The organism is Delftia acidovorans SPH-1 (assembly GCF_000018665.1).
In the GTDB taxonomy this organism is placed as follows: domain Bacteria; phylum Pseudomonadota; class Gammaproteobacteria; order Burkholderiales; family Burkholderiaceae_C; genus Comamonas; species Comamonas acidovorans.
In genome coordinates, this window is record NC_010002.1 from 6,001,861 (window position 1) to 6,020,041 (window position 18,181).

At 68.3% G+C, this 18,181-nt stretch carries 15 protein-coding genes and 2 tRNA genes; 12 read left to right on the forward strand and 5 right to left on the reverse strand.

Features of this window, described 5'->3' with window-relative positions:
- Window positions 1–17 precede the first annotated feature (17 nt).
- The 3 genes from DACI_RS27345 to DACI_RS27355 are packed head-to-tail and all read left to right on the forward strand — an operon-like array spanning window position 18 to window position 1,733.
- Window positions 18–698, forward strand: a complete 681-nt coding sequence (locus tag DACI_RS27345; RefSeq protein ID WP_012207205.1) for a CsgG/HfaB family protein — start codon at window positions 18–20, stop codon at window positions 696–698.
- On the forward strand, window positions 695–1,069 hold the full coding sequence (locus tag DACI_RS27350) for a DUF4810 domain-containing protein (protein ID WP_012207206.1): 375 nt from the start codon (window positions 695–697) through the stop codon (window positions 1,067–1,069). Before DACI_RS27345 ends, DACI_RS27350 begins: the two co-directional genes overlap by 4 nt.
- 1 nt (window position 1,070) lies before the next feature.
- The gene (locus DACI_RS27355; protein WP_012207207.1) at window positions 1,071–1,733 is read left to right on the forward strand and encodes a DUF799 domain-containing protein; all 663 of its coding nucleotides are present in this window, start codon (window positions 1,071–1,073) and stop codon (window positions 1,731–1,733) included.
- A gap of 58 nt (window positions 1,734–1,791) precedes the next feature.
- Here DACI_RS27355 and DACI_RS27360 read toward each other — a convergent pair whose 3' ends face one another.
- Window positions 1,792–3,579: a methyl-accepting chemotaxis protein gene (locus tag DACI_RS27360; protein ID WP_043782797.1), complete on the reverse strand. Its 1,788-nt coding sequence runs from the start codon at window positions 3,577–3,579 to the stop codon at window positions 1,792–1,794.
- A 212-nt stretch (window positions 3,580–3,791) separates the two neighbouring features.
- Here DACI_RS27360 and DACI_RS27365 point away from each other — a divergent pair, with 212 nt between their 5' ends.
- Together DACI_RS27365 and DACI_RS27370 are read left to right on the forward strand one after the other, a co-directional pair.
- Window positions 3,792–4,655, forward strand: coding sequence for a 3',5'-nucleoside bisphosphate phosphatase (locus DACI_RS27365; RefSeq protein WP_012207209.1), 864 nt, complete (start codon window positions 3,792–3,794; stop codon window positions 4,653–4,655).
- A gap of 25 nt (window positions 4,656–4,680) precedes the next feature.
- A complete protein-coding gene (locus DACI_RS27370; RefSeq protein ID WP_012207210.1) occupies window positions 4,681–5,325 on the forward strand; it encodes an L-threonylcarbamoyladenylate synthase in 645 nt (214 codons plus the stop codon).
- Between the two features lie 105 nt (window positions 5,326–5,430).
- Here the strand turns inward: DACI_RS27370 and DACI_RS27375 are convergent, their stop codons facing one another.
- On the reverse strand, window positions 5,431–6,783 hold the full coding sequence (locus DACI_RS27375; protein ID WP_043782800.1) for a methyl-accepting chemotaxis protein: 1,353 nt from the start codon (window positions 6,781–6,783) through the stop codon (window positions 5,431–5,433).
- Between the two features lie 176 nt (window positions 6,784–6,959).
- On the opposite strand from DACI_RS27375, the gene DACI_RS27380 reads away from it, so the two are divergent.
- The 5 genes from DACI_RS27380 (at window position 6,960) to DACI_RS27400 (ending at window position 13,994) form a co-directional block, all read left to right on the forward strand.
- Window positions 6,960–7,637 (forward strand): site-2 protease family protein, encoded by a 678-nt coding sequence (locus tag DACI_RS27380; RefSeq protein WP_043782802.1) that lies wholly within the window; start codon window positions 6,960–6,962, stop codon window positions 7,635–7,637.
- 75 nt (window positions 7,638–7,712) lie between these two features.
- Window positions 7,713–9,005: a tryptophan--tRNA ligase gene (locus tag DACI_RS27385; protein ID WP_012207213.1), complete on the forward strand. Its 1,293-nt coding sequence runs from the start codon at window positions 7,713–7,715 to the stop codon at window positions 9,003–9,005.
- Window positions 9,006–9,099: 94 nt separating this feature from the next.
- On the forward strand, window positions 9,100–9,813 hold the full coding sequence (locus tag DACI_RS27390) for a response regulator transcription factor (RefSeq protein ID WP_012207214.1): 714 nt from the start codon (window positions 9,100–9,102) through the stop codon (window positions 9,811–9,813).
- Complete coding sequence (locus tag DACI_RS27395; RefSeq protein ID WP_043782804.1) at window positions 9,810–11,597, forward strand: FecR family protein; 1,788 nt, start codon at window positions 9,810–9,812, stop codon at window positions 11,595–11,597. The genes DACI_RS27390 and DACI_RS27395 overlap by 4 nt, the downstream gene beginning before the upstream one ends.
- A 27-nt stretch (window positions 11,598–11,624) precedes the next feature.
- Window positions 11,625–13,994: a CHASE2 domain-containing protein gene (locus DACI_RS27400; protein WP_012207216.1), complete on the forward strand. Its 2,370-nt coding sequence runs from the start codon at window positions 11,625–11,627 to the stop codon at window positions 13,992–13,994.
- Window positions 13,995–14,068: 74 nt separating this feature from the next.
- Here the strand turns inward: DACI_RS27400 and DACI_RS27405 are convergent.
- The 3 genes from DACI_RS27405 to hrcA all read right to left on the reverse strand — a co-directional run bounded on the left by DACI_RS27405 (window position 14,069) and on the right by hrcA (window position 15,473).
- Window positions 14,069–14,145 (reverse strand) — tRNA-Arg (locus DACI_RS27405).
- 177 nt (window positions 14,146–14,322) lie between these two features.
- Window positions 14,323–14,401, reverse strand: a tRNA-Ile gene (locus DACI_RS27410).
- A 67-nt stretch (window positions 14,402–14,468) separates the two neighbouring features.
- Window positions 14,469–15,473 (reverse strand): heat-inducible transcriptional repressor HrcA, encoded by a 1,005-nt coding sequence (gene hrcA, locus DACI_RS27415; protein WP_012207217.1) that lies wholly within the window; start codon window positions 15,471–15,473, stop codon window positions 14,469–14,471.
- Window positions 15,474–15,503: 30 nt separating this feature from the next.
- On the opposite strand from hrcA, the gene DACI_RS27420 reads away from it, so the two are divergent.
- Together DACI_RS27420 and recN are read left to right on the forward strand one after the other, a co-directional pair.
- Window positions 15,504–16,400, forward strand: a complete 897-nt coding sequence (locus DACI_RS27420) for an NAD kinase (RefSeq protein WP_012207218.1) — start codon at window positions 15,504–15,506, stop codon at window positions 16,398–16,400.
- A gap of 2 nt (window positions 16,401–16,402) precedes the next feature.
- On the forward strand, window positions 16,403–18,178 hold the full coding sequence (gene recN, locus DACI_RS27425) for a DNA repair protein RecN (RefSeq protein WP_012207219.1): 1,776 nt from the start codon (window positions 16,403–16,405) through the stop codon (window positions 18,176–18,178).
- Window positions 18,179–18,181 lie beyond the last annotated feature (3 nt).

The window sequence follows — 18,181 nt, forward strand, 5'->3', positions numbered from 1 at the left end:
AAACCGGGGAAATACTCATGACCTCTCGCCTGTGGCCTTGCGCGGCCATTGCCATTACCCTGGCCGCCGGCCTTTCCGGCTGCTCCACCACCGAGCAATCGCGCACGCTTGAAACGGCCAAGCCCGCTTCTGCATCCAGCGTCTATCAAGGCCCGCGCAGCCCCATTTCCGTGGGCAAATTCGACAACCGCTCCAGCTTTCAGCGCGGCATTTTCTCGGACGGCGTCGATCGCCTCGGTGGCCAGGCCAGAACCATCTTGGTAACCCACCTGCAGCAAAGCGGCCGATTCAGCGTGCTGGACCGCGACAACATGTCCGAGACCCGCCAGGAAGCGGGCTTCAACCGGCAGGAGCAGTCGATCAAGGGCGCCACCTACGTCGTGACCGGCGACGTGAGCGAGTTCGGCCGCAAGGTGGTCGGGGACCGCCAGTTCTTCGGCGTGCTCGGCCGTGGCAAGGAGCAGGTGGCCTATGCCAAGGTCAGCCTGAATATCGTCCGGGTGCAGACCTCCGAAGTCGTCTATTCGGTGCAGGGTGCCGGCGAATACAGCCTGTCGAACCGCGAAATCGTGGGATTCGGCAGCACGGCCGGCTATGACTCCACGCTCAACGGCAAGGTACTGGATCTGGCCATCCGCGAAGCCGTGGACAAGCTGGCGGCCGGCATTGACAGCGGCGCATGGAAGCCCGCGCAATGAAGCGCCCCGTCCATTCGGCAACGGCCCTGGCCGCGCTGGCCATCTGCGCCACGTTGGCCGGCTGCGCTGCGCCGCGCCAGCCGCTGTATGCCTGGAATGACTATCAGCCCCAGGTCTACCAATACCTCAAGGATGACGGCAGTACCGGCGCCGAGGACCAATTGCTCAAGCTGGAAGAAGCCCGCCTGAAGGTCCAGGCCGAGGGAAAGGCGCTGCCGCCCGGCTACCGCGCCCATATGGCCATGCTCTATTCCCGAACCGGCAACAACGAGAAAACGGTGGAGCAATTGGCCGAGGAAAAACAGCATTTCCCAGAGTCCGCCACCTTCATGGACACGCTGCTGCAAACCTTCACGGCCCGCAAGAATTGACATGCGCCTGACCGATCACATCAAGACCCTGGCTCTTGCCATGACCGTGGCGCTGACCGGGTGCGCCACCACCGCGCCCTATGACTATGCGGCGCTGCGGGCATCCAAGCCTGCCTCCATCCTGGTCATGCCTGCGCTGAACCAGTCCCCGGAAGTGAATGCGCCGGCGGGCGTGCTGTCCCAGATCACGCTGCCGCTGGCCGAGGCCGGCTACTACGTTCTGCCCGTGGCTGTCACCGAGGAAATGTTCCGCCAGAACGGCATCGTCAGCGCCGACGACGCCCAGGAACTGCCCGTGGCCAAGCTCCGTGAAATCTTTGGCGCCGATGCGGCCCTGTACCTGAACATCCGCAATTACGGCACCAGCTACGCGGTGATCAGCAGCGCCTCCGTGGTCACGCTGGAGGCCAGGCTGGTGGACCTGCGCACCGGCACCCAGCTGTGGGATGGCAGTGCCACGGCCTCCAGCGCCGAAGGGCAAAGCTCAGGCGGCGGACTGGTCGGCATCCTGGTGACGGCACTGCTCAACCAGATCCTGGACACCATGAACGACCGCAGCGTGCAGATCGCCTCCATCGCCAACCAGCGCCTGCTGTCGCCCATGGCGCAGCGCGGACTGCTGCCAGGCCCGCGCTCGCCCGACTACGGCAAGCCGCGCAACTGACGAAGGCCTGCAGGCCGGCGCTGACTTGCACGCCGGCCTGCATCCGCACTCCTCCCGCTCAGAAGGTCTCCCAGTCGTCGTCCGCCCCGGCCTTGGCCGCTGTTCTGGCGGGGGCCTTCGCCACGGGCTGCTGGATCTTCTGGGGCGCCGGCGCATTGCGCACGGCGGGCGCTGGACGTGCGGGTGCCGCAGGCGCAGGGCGCACCGCAGCAGTTGCACCGGTTGCGCCGATAGATGCCGGCCGGCGTGCCGCTGCGGTGGCCGGCACGTGTGCCCTGGCCGGCGCCAGTGCGCTGCCCTCCTGCCCCAGCTTGAACACCGCCACCACCTCGGACAGGCGCCGCGCCTGGTCCTGCATGGCCAGCGCAGCCGCGCTGGATTCCTCGACCAGGGCCGCGTTCTGCTGGGTCATCTGGTCGAGCTGGGTCACGGCCTGGTTGACCTGGCCGATGCCGTCGCGCTGCTCGGTGGACGAGGCCGTGATCTCGCCGATGAGGTCGCTGACGCGGCGCACGCTGGAGACGATTTCCTCCATGGAACGCCCCGCCTGCTCCACCTGCTTCGAGCCCGACTGCACGTTGTCCACACTGGTGGTGATCAGCAGCTTGATTTCCTTGGCGGCCTCGGCGCTGCGCTGGGCCAGTGAGCGCACCTCGCCCGCCACCACGGCAAAGCCCCGGCCCTGCTCGCCTGCGCGGGCCGCTTCCACGGCGGCGTTCAGCGCCAGGATATTGGTCTGAAAGGCAATGCCGTCAATCACGCCGATGATGTCGGCGATCTTGCGGCTGCTGTCCGTGATCTGCTGCATGCTGGTGACCACCTGGGCCACCACGGCACCGCCCTGCTCGGCCGCCTGTGCGGCCGTGGCCGCCAGCTGGTTGGCCTGGCGCGCCGTGTCGGCCGACTGGGTGACGGTGGCCGTCAGCTCTTCCATGCTGGCCGCCGTCTCCTCCAGGTTGGCCGCTGTCTGCTCGGTGCGCGAGGACAGGTCCTGGTTGCCGCTGGCGATCTGGTTGGAGGCCGTGGACACGGACTCCACGCCAGAGCGCACTTCGCCCACCACGCCGCGCAGCCGCTGCGCCATGCCGTTGAGCGCGCCCAGCAGATGGCCCAGCTCATCGCCCCGGTTGCTTTGCACCGAGCCCGTGAGGTCGCCTGCGGCAATGCCGTCGGCCAGGGCCACGGCCTGGTCCAGCGGCCGCGTGATCGACCGCATGATGGCCACCCCCATGAACAGGCCCAGGGCCACGATGACCGCACTGGCCAGCGCACCGATCCAGTACGCCTGGCGCCGATGGGCCACGCCTTCCTCGCGCCCCAGCTCGCTTTGGCGCTCCAGTTGCTGCACGAAGGCTTCCTGCGCGCTGTTGTAGCGCTCGGCGGCCGGGCGCAGCTGCTTTTCAACGATGTCGAACGTGGTGGCGAAATCGTTGGCCTTGCGCGCCTCCTGGGCCGCCGAGTTGGCCTTGAGCGTCTCGCGGCGCTCGGCCGCCACGGCGTCCAGCGCCTGCTTGGACTGCGTGCCCAGCTGCAGGTCGCCCACCTGCTTTTGCAGCACGTTGATGCGCTCTATGCCCTTGCTCATCAACGCGCGCTGCTGCGCGGCCAGCGTCTCGTCGGGCGACATGGCCGCGACGATGGAGCGCTCCACGCTCATCTGCGTCAGATGCCGCCACTCGCGCGCCAGCGTGGCGCCGCTTTGCGCGGTCATCACATCGGTGTTGATCTTCTCGTTGACCCCATGCAGATAGACCAGGATGCCGCCGTTGACCACCAGCATGCTCACCAGCAGTCCCAGCACCAGGGCCCACAGCTTCTGGGCGACCGTGATTTGATTCAGATTCATGGAAAAACCGATCTTTTTTATAAAAATGCCGGAGCCAGGCCATGGCGCCCCTGCCGCCCATCGCTCCGGAAACCATTCTTGTCCACCCTTGACGGCGCCTGGCTGATCATCGTCATGCATCCGTCACTATTGAGCCCTGTTAACCCGCACTCAGGGAAGTCCCCCAGCCGCACTGCCCGGCTCGGAAAAGCACCGACACCTACAATGGACCGGTGCCCAAGTCCTATCTGAACGCCGATCTGCATAGCCACTCCGTGGTCTCGGATGGAACGCTGACGCCGGAGCAACTGGCCGAACGCGCCGCCTCCCGGGGCGTGCAGCTGTCGGCGCTGACCGACCATGACGAAGTCGGCGGCCAGCACCGCGCCGCCGCCGCCGCGCGTGCCTGCGGCATGGACTACCTGACGGGCGCCGAGATCTCGGTGAGCTTTGCAGGTACCACCGTGCACATCGTGGGACTGGGCTTTGACGCGGACGACCCCGCCCTGCTCGAAGGGCTGCACGCCACACGCGACGGGCGCGGCCCACGCGCCCGCGAGATGGCCCGCCAGCTGGAGCTGGCCGGCATCGAAGGCAGCTACGAAGGCGCGCTGCGCTTCGCCGGCAATCCCGGCCTGATCTCACGCACCCATTTCGCACGCTTTCTCGTGGAATCGGGCCGCTGCCGCGACACGGGCGAGGTGTTCCGCCACTACCTGACCGAAGGCCATCCCGGCTACGTGCCCCACACCTGGGCCCGCCTGGCCGATGCCGTGCGCTGGATCACGCAGGCCGGCGGTGTGGCGGTGATCGCCCATCCGGCCCGCTACGCGCTCACCGCCAACGAGGAATACGCGCTGTTTTCCGAATTCAAGGCCCATGGCGGCCAGGGCGTCGAGGTCGTCACCGGCAGCCACCGGCCCAGCGAATACACCATCTATGCCGACATGGCGCGCGAATTCGGCCTGGCCGCATCGCGCGGCAGCGACTTCCACAGCCCCGAGGAATCGCACACCGATCTGGGCGACCTGCCCTACCTGCCGGGCCAGCTGACGCCGGTATGGGAACTGCTGAGCGAGCGCATACAGCTGGCCTGAGCTCCTCCCGCCAACAACGCACACCATGGTCCTACGCTTCGAAGCCCACCCCGACAATCCCCAGCCCCGTCTCATCAAGCAGGCCGCCGACATGCTGCGCCAGGGCGCCATCCTGGCCATTCCCACGGACTCCAGCTACGCGCTGGTCTGCCATCTGGACGACCGCCCTGCGGTGGAGCGGCTTCGCCGCATCCGGCAGATCAACGACAAGCACCATCTCACGCTGCTGTGCCGCGACCTGTCGGAGCTGTCCAGCTATGCGCGCGTGGACAACCGCCAGTACCGCCTGCTCAAGCTGGCCACGCCGGGGCCGTATACCTTCATCCTGGAAGCCTCCAAGGAAGTGCCCAAGCGCCTGAGCCATCCCTCGCGCAAGACCATCGGCCTGCGCGTGCCGGACCGCAAGGGCACGCAGCTGCTGCTGGAGCAACTGGGCGAGCCGCTGATCGCCACCACGCTGATCCCGCCGGGCGAGACCGAGGCCCTGCACGACGCGGACGCCATCCTGGAGCGCTTCCCCCACGAGCTTGACGCCATCGTCGATGCAGGCGCCTGCCCTTCGGAGCCGACCACCGTGATCGACCTGGTTCCCATGGCCCTGGGCAATCCGCCGACCGTGGTGCGCCAGGGAAGGGGCAGCCTGGACGCCCTGGGTCTTGAGATGGCCTGACGAAGATGGCCCGAGCAGGGGCCATGCTCCGCACCGCATGAAACACAAACGCCGGGCAAGCCCGGCGTTTGTGTTGTGAAGGGACGCTGACGAGAAAGATGCAGATCAGTGCTGCGCCAATTCCAGCGACTGCAGCGACCGGGCCGCAGGAGTCGGCGCACGCTGCTGTGGCCTTGGCGAACTTGGCGAACTTGCTGCGGACGCCACGGCAACGGACGGGGCCAGCGCAGGCTTGGCCTGCGCTGCCGAGAACCCCGCGCCCGCCGCAGACTCGGGTTCGTCATCGAGCTTGAAGGCGCCCACCGCCTGCTCCAGATCCTGGGCGCGCTCGCTCAACGCCGAGGCCGCGCGCGAGGCCTGCTGCACCAGGGCTGCGTTCTCCTGGGTGGCGCTGTCCATGTGGCCCACGGCGGCGTTGACCTGGGCGATGCCCTCGCTTTGCTCGCGCAGCGCCTGCGACATTTCGCCCAGCAGGCCCGATACCTGTCCCACGGCGCCCACGATTTCCTGCATGGTGGCGCCCGCCTGGTTGACCAGGCCGGCTCCGCTTTCCACCTGGCGCACGCTGGTGGTGATCAGTTCCTTGATCTGCTTGGCGGCCTCGGCCGAGCGCCCGGCCAGGCTGCGCACCTCGCTGGCCACGACGGCAAAGCCCCGGCCCTGCTCGCCCGCACGCGCCGCCTCCACGGCGGCATTGAGCGCCAGGATATTGGTCTGGAAGGCGATGCCTTCGATGACCTGGATGATGTCCACGATCTTGCGCGAGCTGCCGCTGATGGCCTCCATGGTCTGCACCACCTCGCTCACCACGGCCCCGCCACGCTTGGCGGTGGACGAGGCATCGACGGCCAGGCCGCTGGCCGAATGCGCGCGGTCGGCGTTCTGGCGCACGGTGGCGGTGAGCTGCTCCATGCTGGCGGCCGTCTGGGCCAGCGCCGAGACCTGGGCCTCGGTGCGGCGCGACAGGTCGGAGTTGCCGGCGTCGATCTCGCCGGCCGACAGGCCGATGGAATCCGTGGACTGCTTGATGCGGCCGACCAGCTCGGTCAGCGTGTCCTCCATGGTGCCCAGCGCGCCCAGCAGGCGGCCGAAGTCGCCCTGCAGCTCGGTCGAGAACTCCTGGCTCAAATCACCGGCCGCCACGGTCTCGGCAATCAGGATGGCCTGACCCAGCGGCTGCACGATTCCCCGCCGCAGGCTGAACCAGGCCACCAGAGCCAGCACGCAAACGGCAGCGCCCAGCCCCAGCACCCACCAGCGCGTGTGCACAAGCGCCTGCTCGGCCACCGTGGTCGCCCCCTCGGCCGCCAGCGCCTGCTCGGCCTGCCCCAGTGAAAACACCGTGACCGCCATCATCGTGAAGACCAGCAGATTGATACCGCCGAACGCAATCACCAGCCGCCAGCCTATCGGCAGCCTGCCCAAGCCCAGTACGCCCACGTGCCACCTCTTGTACATATGGCCCGAGGGCCTTGGTGAAAAACCTGTTGAGGGAACCATCTCATCGCTGTTTCATTTTGCAACACAGAATGGGGCATTGCCAATCTGCGGGAAACCACCATATCTACGCGGCCAGAGCGCAGCGCACGGGCTCTGGCGGCTGCCAGCGGCAAGGGTGGCCAGCGTCTGAGACAATGCCCGCCGTGGACATCTCCAACCTCATCCAGACCGTACTCATCTATGCCCTGCCCGTGCTCTTCGCGATCACGGTGCACGAGGCAGCCCACGGCTATGCCGCGCGCCACTTCGGCGACAACACGGCCGCCATGATGGGACGCATCACGCTCAACCCCATCAAGCACATCGACCCCATCGGCACCATCCTGATGCCGCTGCTGCTGTACTTCGCCACCTCGGGCGCCTTTCTGTTCGGCTACGCCAAGCCCGTGCCCGTGCGCTTCGACCAGTTGCGCAACCCCAGGCGCGACATGATCTGGGTGGCCCTGGCAGGCCCGGCCTCCAATTTCGTGCAGGCCCTGCTGTGGGGCGTGCTGCTGGTGGTTCTGGTGGGATCGGGCGTGGGCGAGCGCTTCTTCATAGAAATGTGCCGTGCCGGCATCCTGGTCAATCTGGTGATGTGGGCCTTCAACCTGTTTCCGCTGCCGCCGCTGGACGGTGGCCGCATCCTGGTCGGCCTGCTGCCCTGGCGTCAGGCGCAGTGGGTGTCACGCATCGAGCCCTGGGGCTTTTTCATCGTCATGGGCCTGGTCATCGCCGGCGTGGTCGGCAGCCTGTGGCTGCGCCCGCTGATGGACCTGGGCTACGCCGTGATCGACTTCGCGCTGACCCCGCTGATCGCGCTGCTGCGCTGAACGCGCTGTAGAACGGCCCACCGGCTGTCTCTGCGGCTCCCTGTTTTTCTCTCTTGCCTGTCGAAGCCTCCCGTCATGAGCACCATCCGTTTCCTCACCGGCATCACTCCCAGCGGAACCCCGCACCTCGGCAACTATGCCGGCATGCTGCGCCCGGCCATCGCGGCCAGCCGCTCGCGCGAGGTCGAGAACTTCTACTTCCTGGCCGACTACCACGCCCTGATCAAATGCCAGGACCCGGCACGCGTGCAGCGCTCCACCATCGAGATCGCGGCCAGCTGGCTGGCGGCCGGGCTGGACCCCGAGCATGTGACCTTCTACCGCCAGTCCGACATTCCCGAGATCCCTGAGCTGTGCTGGCTGCTGACCTGCGTGACCGGCAAGGGCCTGCTCAACCGTGCCCACGCCTACAAGGCGGCCGTGGACAAGAACCATGCGGACGGCACCGAGACCGATGACGGCGTGACCGCCGGCCTGTTCATGTACCCCGTGCTCATGGCGGCCGACATCCTGGCCTTCAATGCGCACAAGGTGCCTGTGGGCCGCGACCAGGTCCAGCACATCGAGATGGCGCGCGACATGGCCTCCAGCTTCAACCACATCTACGGCGGCGAGTTCTTCACGCTGCCCGAGGCGCAGGTCGAGGAGAACGTGGCCACGCTGCCCGGCCTGGATGGTCGCAAGATGAGCAAGAGCTACAACAACACCATCGCGCTGTTCTCCTCGCGCGAGCAGCTGCGCAAGCTCATCGGCAGCATCACCACCGACTCGCGCACGCCCGGCGAGCCCAAGGAAGTCGAGGGCTCGGCCCTGTTCCAGATCTACCAGGGCTTTGCCAGCGAAGAGGAAACCGAGGCGCTGCGCCGCCAGTACGCCGAAGGCATTGCCTGGGGCGATGCCAAGCAGCAGCTGTTCGAGCGCATCGACCGCGAGCTGGCCCCCATGCGCGAGCGCTACGAGCACCTGGTGGCCCACCCTGCCGAGCTGGAGGACATCCTGCAGGCCGGCGCCGCCAAGGCCCGCCGCGAGACCCTGCCCCTGATCCGCGAACTGCGCTCGGCCGTCGGCCTGCGCAGCCTGGCACAGGCGCCCGTGGCCGCCAAGGCCAAGGCCGCCAGGCAGGCCCTGCCCCAGTTCAAGCAATACCGCGAAGCCGACGGCAAGTTCTACTTCAAGCTCGTCGCCGCCGACGGCCAGCTGCTGCTGCAAAGTCTGGGCTTCGACGCCCCCAAGGAAGCCGGCCAGGCCATCGGCCAGCTGCAAAGGGAAGGCGAGACGGCCCTGTCCGCACTGCAGCCCCGGCTGCAGCCCGCAGACCCCCAGTTGGTGCTGGCCGCCCTGCAGCAACTGCGCGATGCCGCAGAGTAAGGGTAAGCTTCGCTTGAGAAACCGCCTATTTGCGGGCAGTCTTGCCCGCGGGCTCGGCGCCGGGATTGCGGCGCGTGCGTGAAAGGACATTTGGATGCGTATAGCTGCTCTGGACGATGATCCGCTGCAACTGGAGATGCTGCGTCAGGTCGCGCTGGAGACGGGCCACAGCTGCCACACCTACCAGACGGGCTCGGCCCTGCAACTGGAGCTTCGCCGCGAGAGCTTCGACCTGCTGATCGTGGACTGGCACCTCCCGGACATGGAAGGAACGGACCTGGTGCGATGGGCGCGTGGCCATGTCAGCCGCGAGCTGCCCATTCTCATCATCACCCACCGCAGCGAAGAGGCCGACATCGTCGAGGGCCTGTCCTGCGGCGCCGACGACTTCATGGTCAAGCCCGTGCGCCATGCCGAGTTGCGCGCGCGCATGGCCGCCCTGTTGCGCCGCGCCTATCCGGTGAACACGCAAAGCGTGCTGGAGTTCGGCCCCTACCGTTTCCTCACCACCACCAACAGCCTGGAAATGCACGGCCAGCCCATCGAGGTGACGCACCGCGAGTACACGCTGGCCCTGACCCTGTTCCAGAACCAGGGCCGGCTGCTGTCGCGCGAGCACCTGCGCGAAGCCGTGTGGGGACACAACGCCGAAGTGCAGTCGCGCTCGCTGGACACGCATATCTCGCGCCTGCGCGCCCTGCTGAACCTGCGCGCCGGACAGCCCTACGCCATCAGTGCCGTGTACGGCTATGGCTATCGCCTCGATGTGCCCGACGCAGCGCTGCAGGCGCTGCAGCAGGCATCATGACCGTACACATGCCTGCCGCCCTGGGCAGGCCCGTATCGCGGGCCTGCATGCTGGCCGCTCTCGGCCTGCTGGGCCTGGGCGGCGCGCAGGCCCAGATCAAACCCGCGGGCCGCAACGGCGACACGATGGCACACCGGGTCGTCGCCGGCGACACGCTGGAGCAGCTGGCGGCCCGCTACCTGGGCGATGCCCGCCAGTGGACCGACCTGCAGCAGCACAACGGCGTGGCCAACCCCTACCGCCTGCGGCCCGGCTCCGTGCTGGAGATCCCCGTGCGCCTGCTGCGCGCCGCCGTGGCCTCCGTGGAATTCGTGCAGGGCGATGCGCGCAGCACGCGCCCGCTGGACCACCTGGCCGATACGCAGGGCGCGGCCGGAGACGATGCGGGCCAGCCCCTGCGCAAGGGACAGACGCTGCAGGAAGGCGAGCGCCTGCAGCTGGCCCCGGACGCATTCGTCGCCGTGCGCTTGGCCGATGGCTCCCTGGTGCGCGTGCAGTCGCAGTCCGATGTGGTGCTGCGCCAGATGCGCCGCAAGGGCCGTGCCGGCAGCCTGCAGTCCGTGCTGGACCTGCGCGAGGGCGGCGTCGAGGCCTCCGTGCCGCCCGAGCCCGGCAACGCACAGCGCCGCTTCGAGATCCGCACGCCCGCTGCATCGACCAGCGTGCGCGGCACCCGCTTCCTGGTCCAGGCTGATGCCGCCGGCAGCACGGCAGCCGCCGTCGATGAAGGCACCGTCGCCGTGGGCTCCGACGCCTCAAGCGCGAACACTGGCGATGCGCTGCTGAGCCCGGGCCAGGGCGTGGCCGTGGCCGCCAATGGCCGCGTGGGCGAGCCCCGCCCCATGCTGGGTGCGCCCGACATCACGGCGTGGCCCGCGCTGGCGGAAGACGCCAACTGGATCAGCCTGCCCCTGCCCGGCTTGCCGGGCGCCGTGCGTTACCAGCTACAGCTGTCGCGCGATGCCGACATGACCCAGGTGCTGCGCAGCGCCAGCTTCCAGGCCACGGCATCGCCGCTGCGCCTGGCGGGCGTGGAGGACGGTGATTACGTGCTGTCCCTGCGCGGCATCGATGCCCAGGGCATTCCGGGCGCCGCCAGCCGCCGCGCCCTGCGCGTCAAGGCCCATCCCGTGCCGCCGCTGTATGAATCCCCCCAGGCCGACGCCACCGTGGGCCTGGGCCGTGCCAGCCTGCAATGCACCCAGGTCGTGGGCGCCGCGCGCTACCGCATCCAGGTCGTCTCTGCCGATGCGCAGGCCGGCTTTGCCGAGCCCGCCATCGATGCACGCGACCTGAACGACTGCACACTGCCCGCCACCACGCTGGCCCGCCTGCCGGCCGGACGCTATCTCTGGCGTGCCGCCAGCATTCGCACGCTGGCCGATGGACAGCCCGACCAGGGCCCGTTTGCCGCAGCCCAGGCCATGCGACTGGCGGCCGTTCCTCCCCAGCCCTCGGCCAGCGCGCTGCAGATGGGCGGCGGCCCCGCAGAAGGCAGCCGCCAGATCCGCTGGAGCGGCGAGCCCGGCCAGCGCTACCACGTGATGGTGGCGCGCGACCAGGAGTTCACCGCGCCGCTGGTGGACCTCTGGACCGACCAGCCGCAATGGAGCACCGAGGAGTTGCCCGCAGGCAGCTACTACCTGCGCCTGCAGATCGAGGATGCCAACGGCCTGCGCAGCGATTTCTCGGCCGCGCGCCAGTTCCGCACCGGCAGCTGGATCGTCGACGCCAGCGGCGAGATGATGCATTCGGGCAACGGAGAGCGCCTGCAGCGCCAGTAGCCGTGCCCGTTCATTCCCTGACCGCGCTTGTCCACCCAGCCGCCCCCGCCTGACAGCCCCGCCACGCCGGCGCAGCCAGCGCCTGGGCGTGGCCGTGGACTGCGGCGGGACTGGCTGCTGCTGGCGGCGGGCCTGCTGTCCCTGGTGTTCTGGCTCAGCGGCGACGGGCAACTCGACCGCATCAACGGCTTCGTCCAGGACACGGCCAGCTGGCTGCACCGCCCCAAGGCATCGCAGGACATCGTCATCGTCGCCATCGACGATGCCAGCATCGACGCCATTGGCCGCTGGCCCTGGCGCCGCGCCCTGCACGCCGGCCTGCTGGAGCGCATCAGCCAGGCACCGCCGCGCGCCATAGGCCTGGACGTGATGCTCAGCGAGGAAGACCTGGACTACCCCGGCGACGACCTGCTGCTGGCGCGCGTTCTGCAGCGCAGCGGCCGCACCGTCTTGCCCGTGGCGCCAGGCAGTGGTCCGCTGCCGGCCTTCGCACAGGCCGCAGCGGCGCTGGGCCATACCCAGCTGCCCGTGGACGCCGATGGCGCGGTGCGCGGCTTCCATGCCATAGAAGGCAGTGCGCAGCAGCCCTGGTGGCACATGGCGCTGGCCCTGCACTGCGTGGGCGAGAACGGCCGCGCATGCGCCCGCCCGGAGCCCGTGCCGCCCATGGACCCCGACGCACTCTCCTGGCAACGCCGCCAGCAGGAGATCATTGCCTTTGCACAGGCCAGGCCGGAGCAAGGCGCCAGGGACCGCTCGCCCTTCACCACCTATTCCTACATCGACGTGCTGCGCGGCCGCATTCCTGCAGCGGCATTCCGCGGCAAATACGTGCTCATCGGCACGACGGCCACCGGCCTGGGCAGCCGCTTCACCGCACCGCTGGGCACCAGCGCGCGGCCCATCTCCAGCGTGGAGATGCTGGCCCATGTGCTCAACGGCAGCCTGCAGGGCTCGCATGTGCATCCCGCGTCGGCCACGCTCAACCGCGCGCTCAATGCGGCAGCCGTGCTGCTGGCCCTGCTGGCCCTGGCCTGGCTGGGCCCGTCGGGCGGCATGCTGGCCTGCGCGCTGCTGGCCCTGGCCTGCCTCTCTCTGGCCGGGCTTGCACCGCGCCTGTGGCAGGTGCAGACGGCGCCTGCAGCCGGCCTGCTGGGCCTGGCCCTGGCCTATCCGCTATGGAGCTGGCTGCGCCTGCGCGCCGCCGCGCGCTTTCTGGCGCTGGAGCTGCGCGACCTGCAGGGGCAGGGCCTGCCCACCGCGCTGCGCCTGGGCGGCGACCTGCTGGATCAGCGCATCGCGGCCGTGGAGCAGGCTTCGCGCCAACTGCGCGCCCTGCACCATTTCGTCAGCGAAAGCCTGCGCCAGCTGCCCTCGCCGACCTTTGTCTGCGACCGGCAGGGCCATGTGCTGCTGGCCAATGCCGCAGCCCACGCCTATGCGCGCAGCCTGGGGCATGACCTCAGGGCCGGCGATGCCCTGCCCCGGCTGCTCGATGGTCTGCGGGCACTGGACACGGCAGCCGGCGCGTCCGCCGGCCAGCCCTTGCTCACGCCCGAGGCACTTGCCGCCCACGGCCTGCCGCCCAGCAGCGAGGGGCGCGACCCCATGGGACGCAGCCTGATGCTGCTGACCCAGACCTTCGAGGCACCGCCGACCACGGGCTGGCTGATTACCCTGGTCGATATCAGCGATCTGCGCAGCGCCCAGGCCCAGCGCGACCTGGCCATGCAGTTCATCTCGCACGACATCCGTGCGCCCGTGGCATCCATCATCACCTTGCTGGAGATGCAGCGCGGCGCCGTACAGGCGCCCGACCTCGGCCTCCTGCTGCCGCGCATCGAAGGCTATGCCCAGGCCTCCCTGCAGCTGGCCGACGATTTCGTGCACCTGGCACGCGCCCAGCAGCAGGCGCTGCGCCGGGAACGGCTGGACCTGGGCCTGGTGCTGGACCAGGCCGTGGAAAGCTGCTGGGCCCAGGCCTCTGCGGCCCACGTGCAGCTGGAGTTCCACCTGCCCGAACAGGAATGCCCCGTGCTGGGCGATGCGGGCATGCTCCACCGCGCGGCCGTCAACCTGATCGGCAACGCCATCAAGTACGGAGCGCGCGCAGATCAGGCAAACCCCGCCACGGTGCAATGCCTGCTGCGGCAGGACGCAGGCCATTGCCGCATCACCATCCGGGACCACGGGCCCGGCATGGATGGGCAGGCCGTCGCCCGGCTGAGCCAGCCGTTCGAGCGCCTGGACCATCACCAGCACCTCGACGGCGTGGGCCTGGGCCTGGCCTTCGTGCGCACCGTGGCCGCCCGACATGGCGGGCGGCTTGAGATAGAAAGCACGCCCGGCCAGGGCAGCGCCTTCAGCATCGTGCTGCCGAAAGCGGAACAGGCCTGACTGGCATTTCAGGGATGCAGATGCGGAAAACGAAAAAGCCCTGAAGTCTTTCAACTTCAGGGCTTTGCGTTTTTTGGTGCGGCTGGCAGGAATCGAACCCACGACCCCTTGGTTCGTAGCCAAGTACTCTATCCAGCTGAGCTACAGCCGCAACGCTTCGCATTGTAGCAGCGGGTTTTGGGGCTCCCGGACAAAAGCGCCATATTTCTGCAAAAAACCCGGCGGCCGCATTCCCTGGCAACCGGGCGATGGCATCGCCATGCAGCGCCGTGCGCCCAGCAAAAAAGCCTGCCGCCCGGAAAGGCGGCAGGCTTTTCATACCAATGGATGGTAGGGCCTCCCAGAGTCGAACTGGGCACCAACGGATTATGAGTCCGCTGCTCTAACCAAGCATGAGCTAAGGCCCCTGATTCACCAAGGCAGCACGGATGCCGACCATGGCAAACAACTATTGTAGAGCCTAACCCGCAGGACTCAGCGCTTGTGGCTCAGCGCATTGCTGACGAGCTTGGAGGTGATGTCCACGATCTGGATCATGCGGTCGTAGTGCATGCGGGTGGGCCCGATCACGCCCAGCGTGCCCACCACCTTGCCGTCGAGCTCGTAGGGCGCGCTGACCACGGACAGCTCCTCGAAAGGCACGACCTGGCTTTCACCGCCGATGTAGATGCGCACGCCTTCCGCCTGGCTGGAAAAATCCAGCAGCCTGAGGATCTGGGTCTTTTGCTCGAACAGGTCGAAGGCGCGGCGCAGATTGCCCATGTCGCTGGAGAAATCGCTGACCGACAGCAGGTTGCGCTCGCCCGCGATGACCACGTCCTCCTGGGCGCTGGTCATGGCTTCCGTGCCGATGTTGACGGCCGCCTGCATGAGCGTGGCCACCTCGCCGCGCAGCAGCTCCACCTCGCCCTTGAGGCGCTCGCGCACCTCTTCCATCGCCAGGCCCGCGTAGTGGCTGTTGAGGAAGTTGGAGGCTTCGATCAGCTGCGAGGACGAGTAGTCCACGTCGGTGAAGATGACGCGGTTTTGCACGTCACCGTCGGGCGATACGATGATGACCAGAAAGCGCCGCTCCGACAGCCGCACGAATTCGATGTGCTTGAACACCGAGGTGCGGCGCGGCACCAGCACCACCCCCACGAACTGGGAAAGGCTGGACAGCAGGTTGGCGGCGTTGGCGATGACTTTCTGCGGCTGCTCGGGCACGAGCTCGGGCGTCACGATATCGGCACGGTCTGCAGTGAGCATGGTGTCCACGAACAGCCGGTAGCCCCGCGCGGTCGGAATGCGGCCCGCCGAGGTGTGCGGGCTGATGATCAACCCCAGGTCTTCGAGGTCAGCCATCACATTGCGTATCGTGGCAGGCGACAATTCAAGCCCCGACGCACGCGACAGGGTTCGCGAGCCCACAGGCTGGCCGTCAGCGATATAACGCTCGATCAGCGCTTTGAGCAACAACTTGGCACGTTCGTCGAGCATGTGATGATTTTAATGATGTAATTTCCAGAAATGACGTCCACGTTTCGCCACGTTGCCTTGATCGGGAAGTACCACGCTCCCAGCGCAAGCGCCCCGTCCGAGAATGCCAGCAACGCGCTTGAGCGCATTGCGGACTTCCTCAGGCGCCAGGGCTGCGAAGTCGTGCTTGATACCCAATCGGCCCTGCACGCAGGGCTCACAGACTACCCCACCCTCGATGTCGATGGCCTGGGCAGGCATTGCGACCTGGGCCTGGTCGTCGGCGGCGACGGCACCATGCTCGGCGTGAGCCGACACCTGGCGCAATACGGAACGCCCCTGATCGGGGTGAACCAGGGCCGCCTGGGCTTTGTCACCGACATCGCGCTGGAGGACTTCGAGGCCACGCTCACGCCCATGCTGCAGGGCGAATACGAGGAGGACCTGCGTCCCCTGATGTGCGCCCGCGTGATCCGCGACGGCCAGTGCGTGTTCGAGGCCCTGGCCATGAACGACGTGGTGGTCAACCGCGGCGGCACCTCGGGCATGGTGGAGCTGCGCATCGAGGTGGGCGGCCGCTTTGTCTCCAACCAGCGCGCCGACGGCCTGATCGTGGCCACGCCCACGGGCTCCACGGCCTATGCGCTGTCCGCTGGCGGGCCGATGATGCACCCCTCCATCCCCGCCTGGGTCATGGCACCCATTGCGCCGCACAACCTGTCCAACCGCCCCATCGTGCTGTCCGATGCCAACGAGGTCACGATCGAGGTCGTGGCCGGGCGCGATGTCAGCGCCAATTTCGACATGCAGTCCCTGGCCTCGCTGCAGCACGGCGACCGCATCCTCGTGAGCCGCGCCCACCACAGCGTGCGCTTTCTGCATCCCAAGGGCTGGAACTACTTCGCCACGCTGCGCAAGAAACTGGGCTGGAACGAGGGAGGCGCCTGACCATGGCGCTCAAGCGCATCGTTCTGCGCGACTTCGTGATCGTGCAGGCACTGGATCTGGACTGGCATGCGGGCTTCACCGTGCTGACCGGCGAGACCGGCGCCGGCAAATCCATCCTGATCGACGCATTGCAGCTGGCCCTGGGCGCCCGCGCCGACGCCGACGTGGTGCGCGAAGGCTGCACCCAGGCCGACATCTGCGTGGAGTTCGACGGCTGCGCGCGGCTGCGCCCCTGGCTGGAGGCCGCAGGCCTGGCCTGCGAGGACAGCAGCCTGCTGCTGCGGCGCACGGTGGACATCCAGGGCCGCAGCCGCGCCTGGATCAACGGCACGCCGGCCACGGCCACGCAGCTGCGCGCCCTGGGTGAGCAGCTGATCGACATCCACGGCCAGCATGCCTGGCAAAGCCTCACGCGGCCCGATGCGGCGCGCGCGCTGCTGGACGCCTATGCCGGCATCGACAGCCGCGAGGTCCAGGGCTGCTGGAGCCGTTGGTCCCAGGCCCGGCAGGCGCTGCAGCATGCGCAATCCGCCCAGGACAGCCTGCAGCGCGAGCGCGAGCGGCTGCAGTGGCAGATCACCGAACTCGACAAGCTGGCCCCGCAGGCCGACGAGTGGGACGAGCTCAATGCCCAGCACACGCGCCTGTCCCATGCCCAGACCCTGATCGACACCGCCCAGACCACGCTGCAGATGCTGGAGGACGACGAGGCCGGCGTGATCACTCCGCTGGGCCGCGCCAGCCACCTGATCCAGAACCAGGAGCACCTGGAGCCCGACTTCCAGAACATTGCCGACGTGCTGGCCTCATGCATGGCCCAGGCGCAGGATGCGCGCCATTCGCTGCAAAGCTATCTGCGCCGCGCCGACCTGGACCCCGAGCGCCTGGCCGAGCTCGATGAACGCCTGTCGCTGTGGATGCAGCTGGCGCGCCGCTACCGCCGCACACCCGATGAACTGCCGGCACTGCTGGCCGGCTGGCGCCAGGAGCTGCAGCAGCTGGACGCCGCCGTGGACATCGAGGCCCTGCATGCGGCCGAGCAATCGGCGCAGCAGCACTACCAGGCCAGCGCCCGGGTGCTGTCGCAGCAGCGCGCACTGGCTGCGCCGCGCCTGTCGCGCGCCATCACCCAGGCCATGCAGGGCCTGGGCATGGAAGGCGGCCTGTTCGAGGCCGCCCTGTCCACGGCCGACTCCCCCGGTGCCTTTGGCGTGGACAGCGTGGCCTTTCTGGTTGCCGGCCATCCTGGGGCCAGTCCCAAGCCGATTGCCAAGGTGGCGTCGGGCGGTGAGCTGTCGCGCATTTCGCTGGCCATTGCCGTGACCACCAGCGAGCTGGGCGAGGCCGGCACGCTGATCTTCGACGAGGTGGACTCGGGCGTGGGCGGCGCCGTCGCCGAGACCGTGGGCCGCCTCATGCACGCACTGGGCCGATCGCGGCAGGTGCTGTCCGTCACCCACCTGCCGCAGGTTGCCGCCTGCGCCGACCAGCACTACCTGGTGGCCAAGCAGCGCGCAAGGCAAGGCACGCTCAGCACCGTGCAGCCGCTGGACAGCGCCGCACGCGAGGCCGAGCTGGCGCGCATGCTGGGCGGCGAGCGCCAGTCCGAAACCACGATGGCCCATGCCCGCGAAATGCTGGCCATGGCGCGCCAGGCACCCGCGCCCCGCCCACCCCCGCGACGGGCCGGCCGGCAGCGGCCCCAGGCCGATGCCGACCGCACACGGTCCAAGCCGGGACGCGCGGCCAACGGCGCGCGCAACACCAATGGAGGCTGATGC

What these genes read in the sequence shown, in the direction of transcription:
- DACI_RS27345 (WP_012207205.1), top strand. Translation starts at nt 18, where the DNA reads ATGACCTCTCGCCTGTGGCCTTGCGCGGCCATTGCCATTACCCTGGCC.
- DACI_RS27375 (WP_043782800.1), bottom strand. Translation starts at nt 6,783, where the DNA reads ATGTACAAGAGGTGGCACGTGGGCGTACTGGGCTTGGGCAGGCTGCCG.
- DACI_RS27420 (WP_012207218.1), top strand. Translation starts at nt 15,504, where the DNA reads ATGACGTCCACGTTTCGCCACGTTGCCTTGATCGGGAAGTACCACGCT.
- recN (WP_012207219.1), top strand. Translation starts at nt 16,403, where the DNA reads ATGGCGCTCAAGCGCATCGTTCTGCGCGACTTCGTGATCGTGCAGGCA.
- DACI_RS27350 (WP_012207206.1), top strand. Translation starts at nt 695, where the DNA reads ATGAAGCGCCCCGTCCATTCGGCAACGGCCCTGGCCGCGCTGGCCATC.
- DACI_RS27385 (WP_012207213.1), top strand. Translation starts at nt 7,713, where the DNA reads ATGAGCACCATCCGTTTCCTCACCGGCATCACTCCCAGCGGAACCCCG.
- hrcA (WP_012207217.1), bottom strand. Translation starts at nt 15,473, where the DNA reads ATGCTCGACGAACGTGCCAAGTTGTTGCTCAAAGCGCTGATCGAGCGT.
- DACI_RS27395 (WP_043782804.1), top strand. Translation starts at nt 9,810, where the DNA reads ATGACCGTACACATGCCTGCCGCCCTGGGCAGGCCCGTATCGCGGGCC.
- DACI_RS27390 (WP_012207214.1), top strand. Translation starts at nt 9,100, where the DNA reads ATGCGTATAGCTGCTCTGGACGATGATCCGCTGCAACTGGAGATGCTG.
- DACI_RS27355 (WP_012207207.1), top strand. Translation starts at nt 1,071, where the DNA reads ATGCGCCTGACCGATCACATCAAGACCCTGGCTCTTGCCATGACCGTG.
- DACI_RS27380 (WP_043782802.1), top strand. Translation starts at nt 6,960, where the DNA reads ATGCCCGCCGTGGACATCTCCAACCTCATCCAGACCGTACTCATCTAT.
- DACI_RS27360 (WP_043782797.1), bottom strand. Translation starts at nt 3,579, where the DNA reads ATGAATCTGAATCAAATCACGGTCGCCCAGAAGCTGTGGGCCCTGGTG.
- DACI_RS27370 (WP_012207210.1), top strand. Translation starts at nt 4,681, where the DNA reads ATGGTCCTACGCTTCGAAGCCCACCCCGACAATCCCCAGCCCCGTCTC.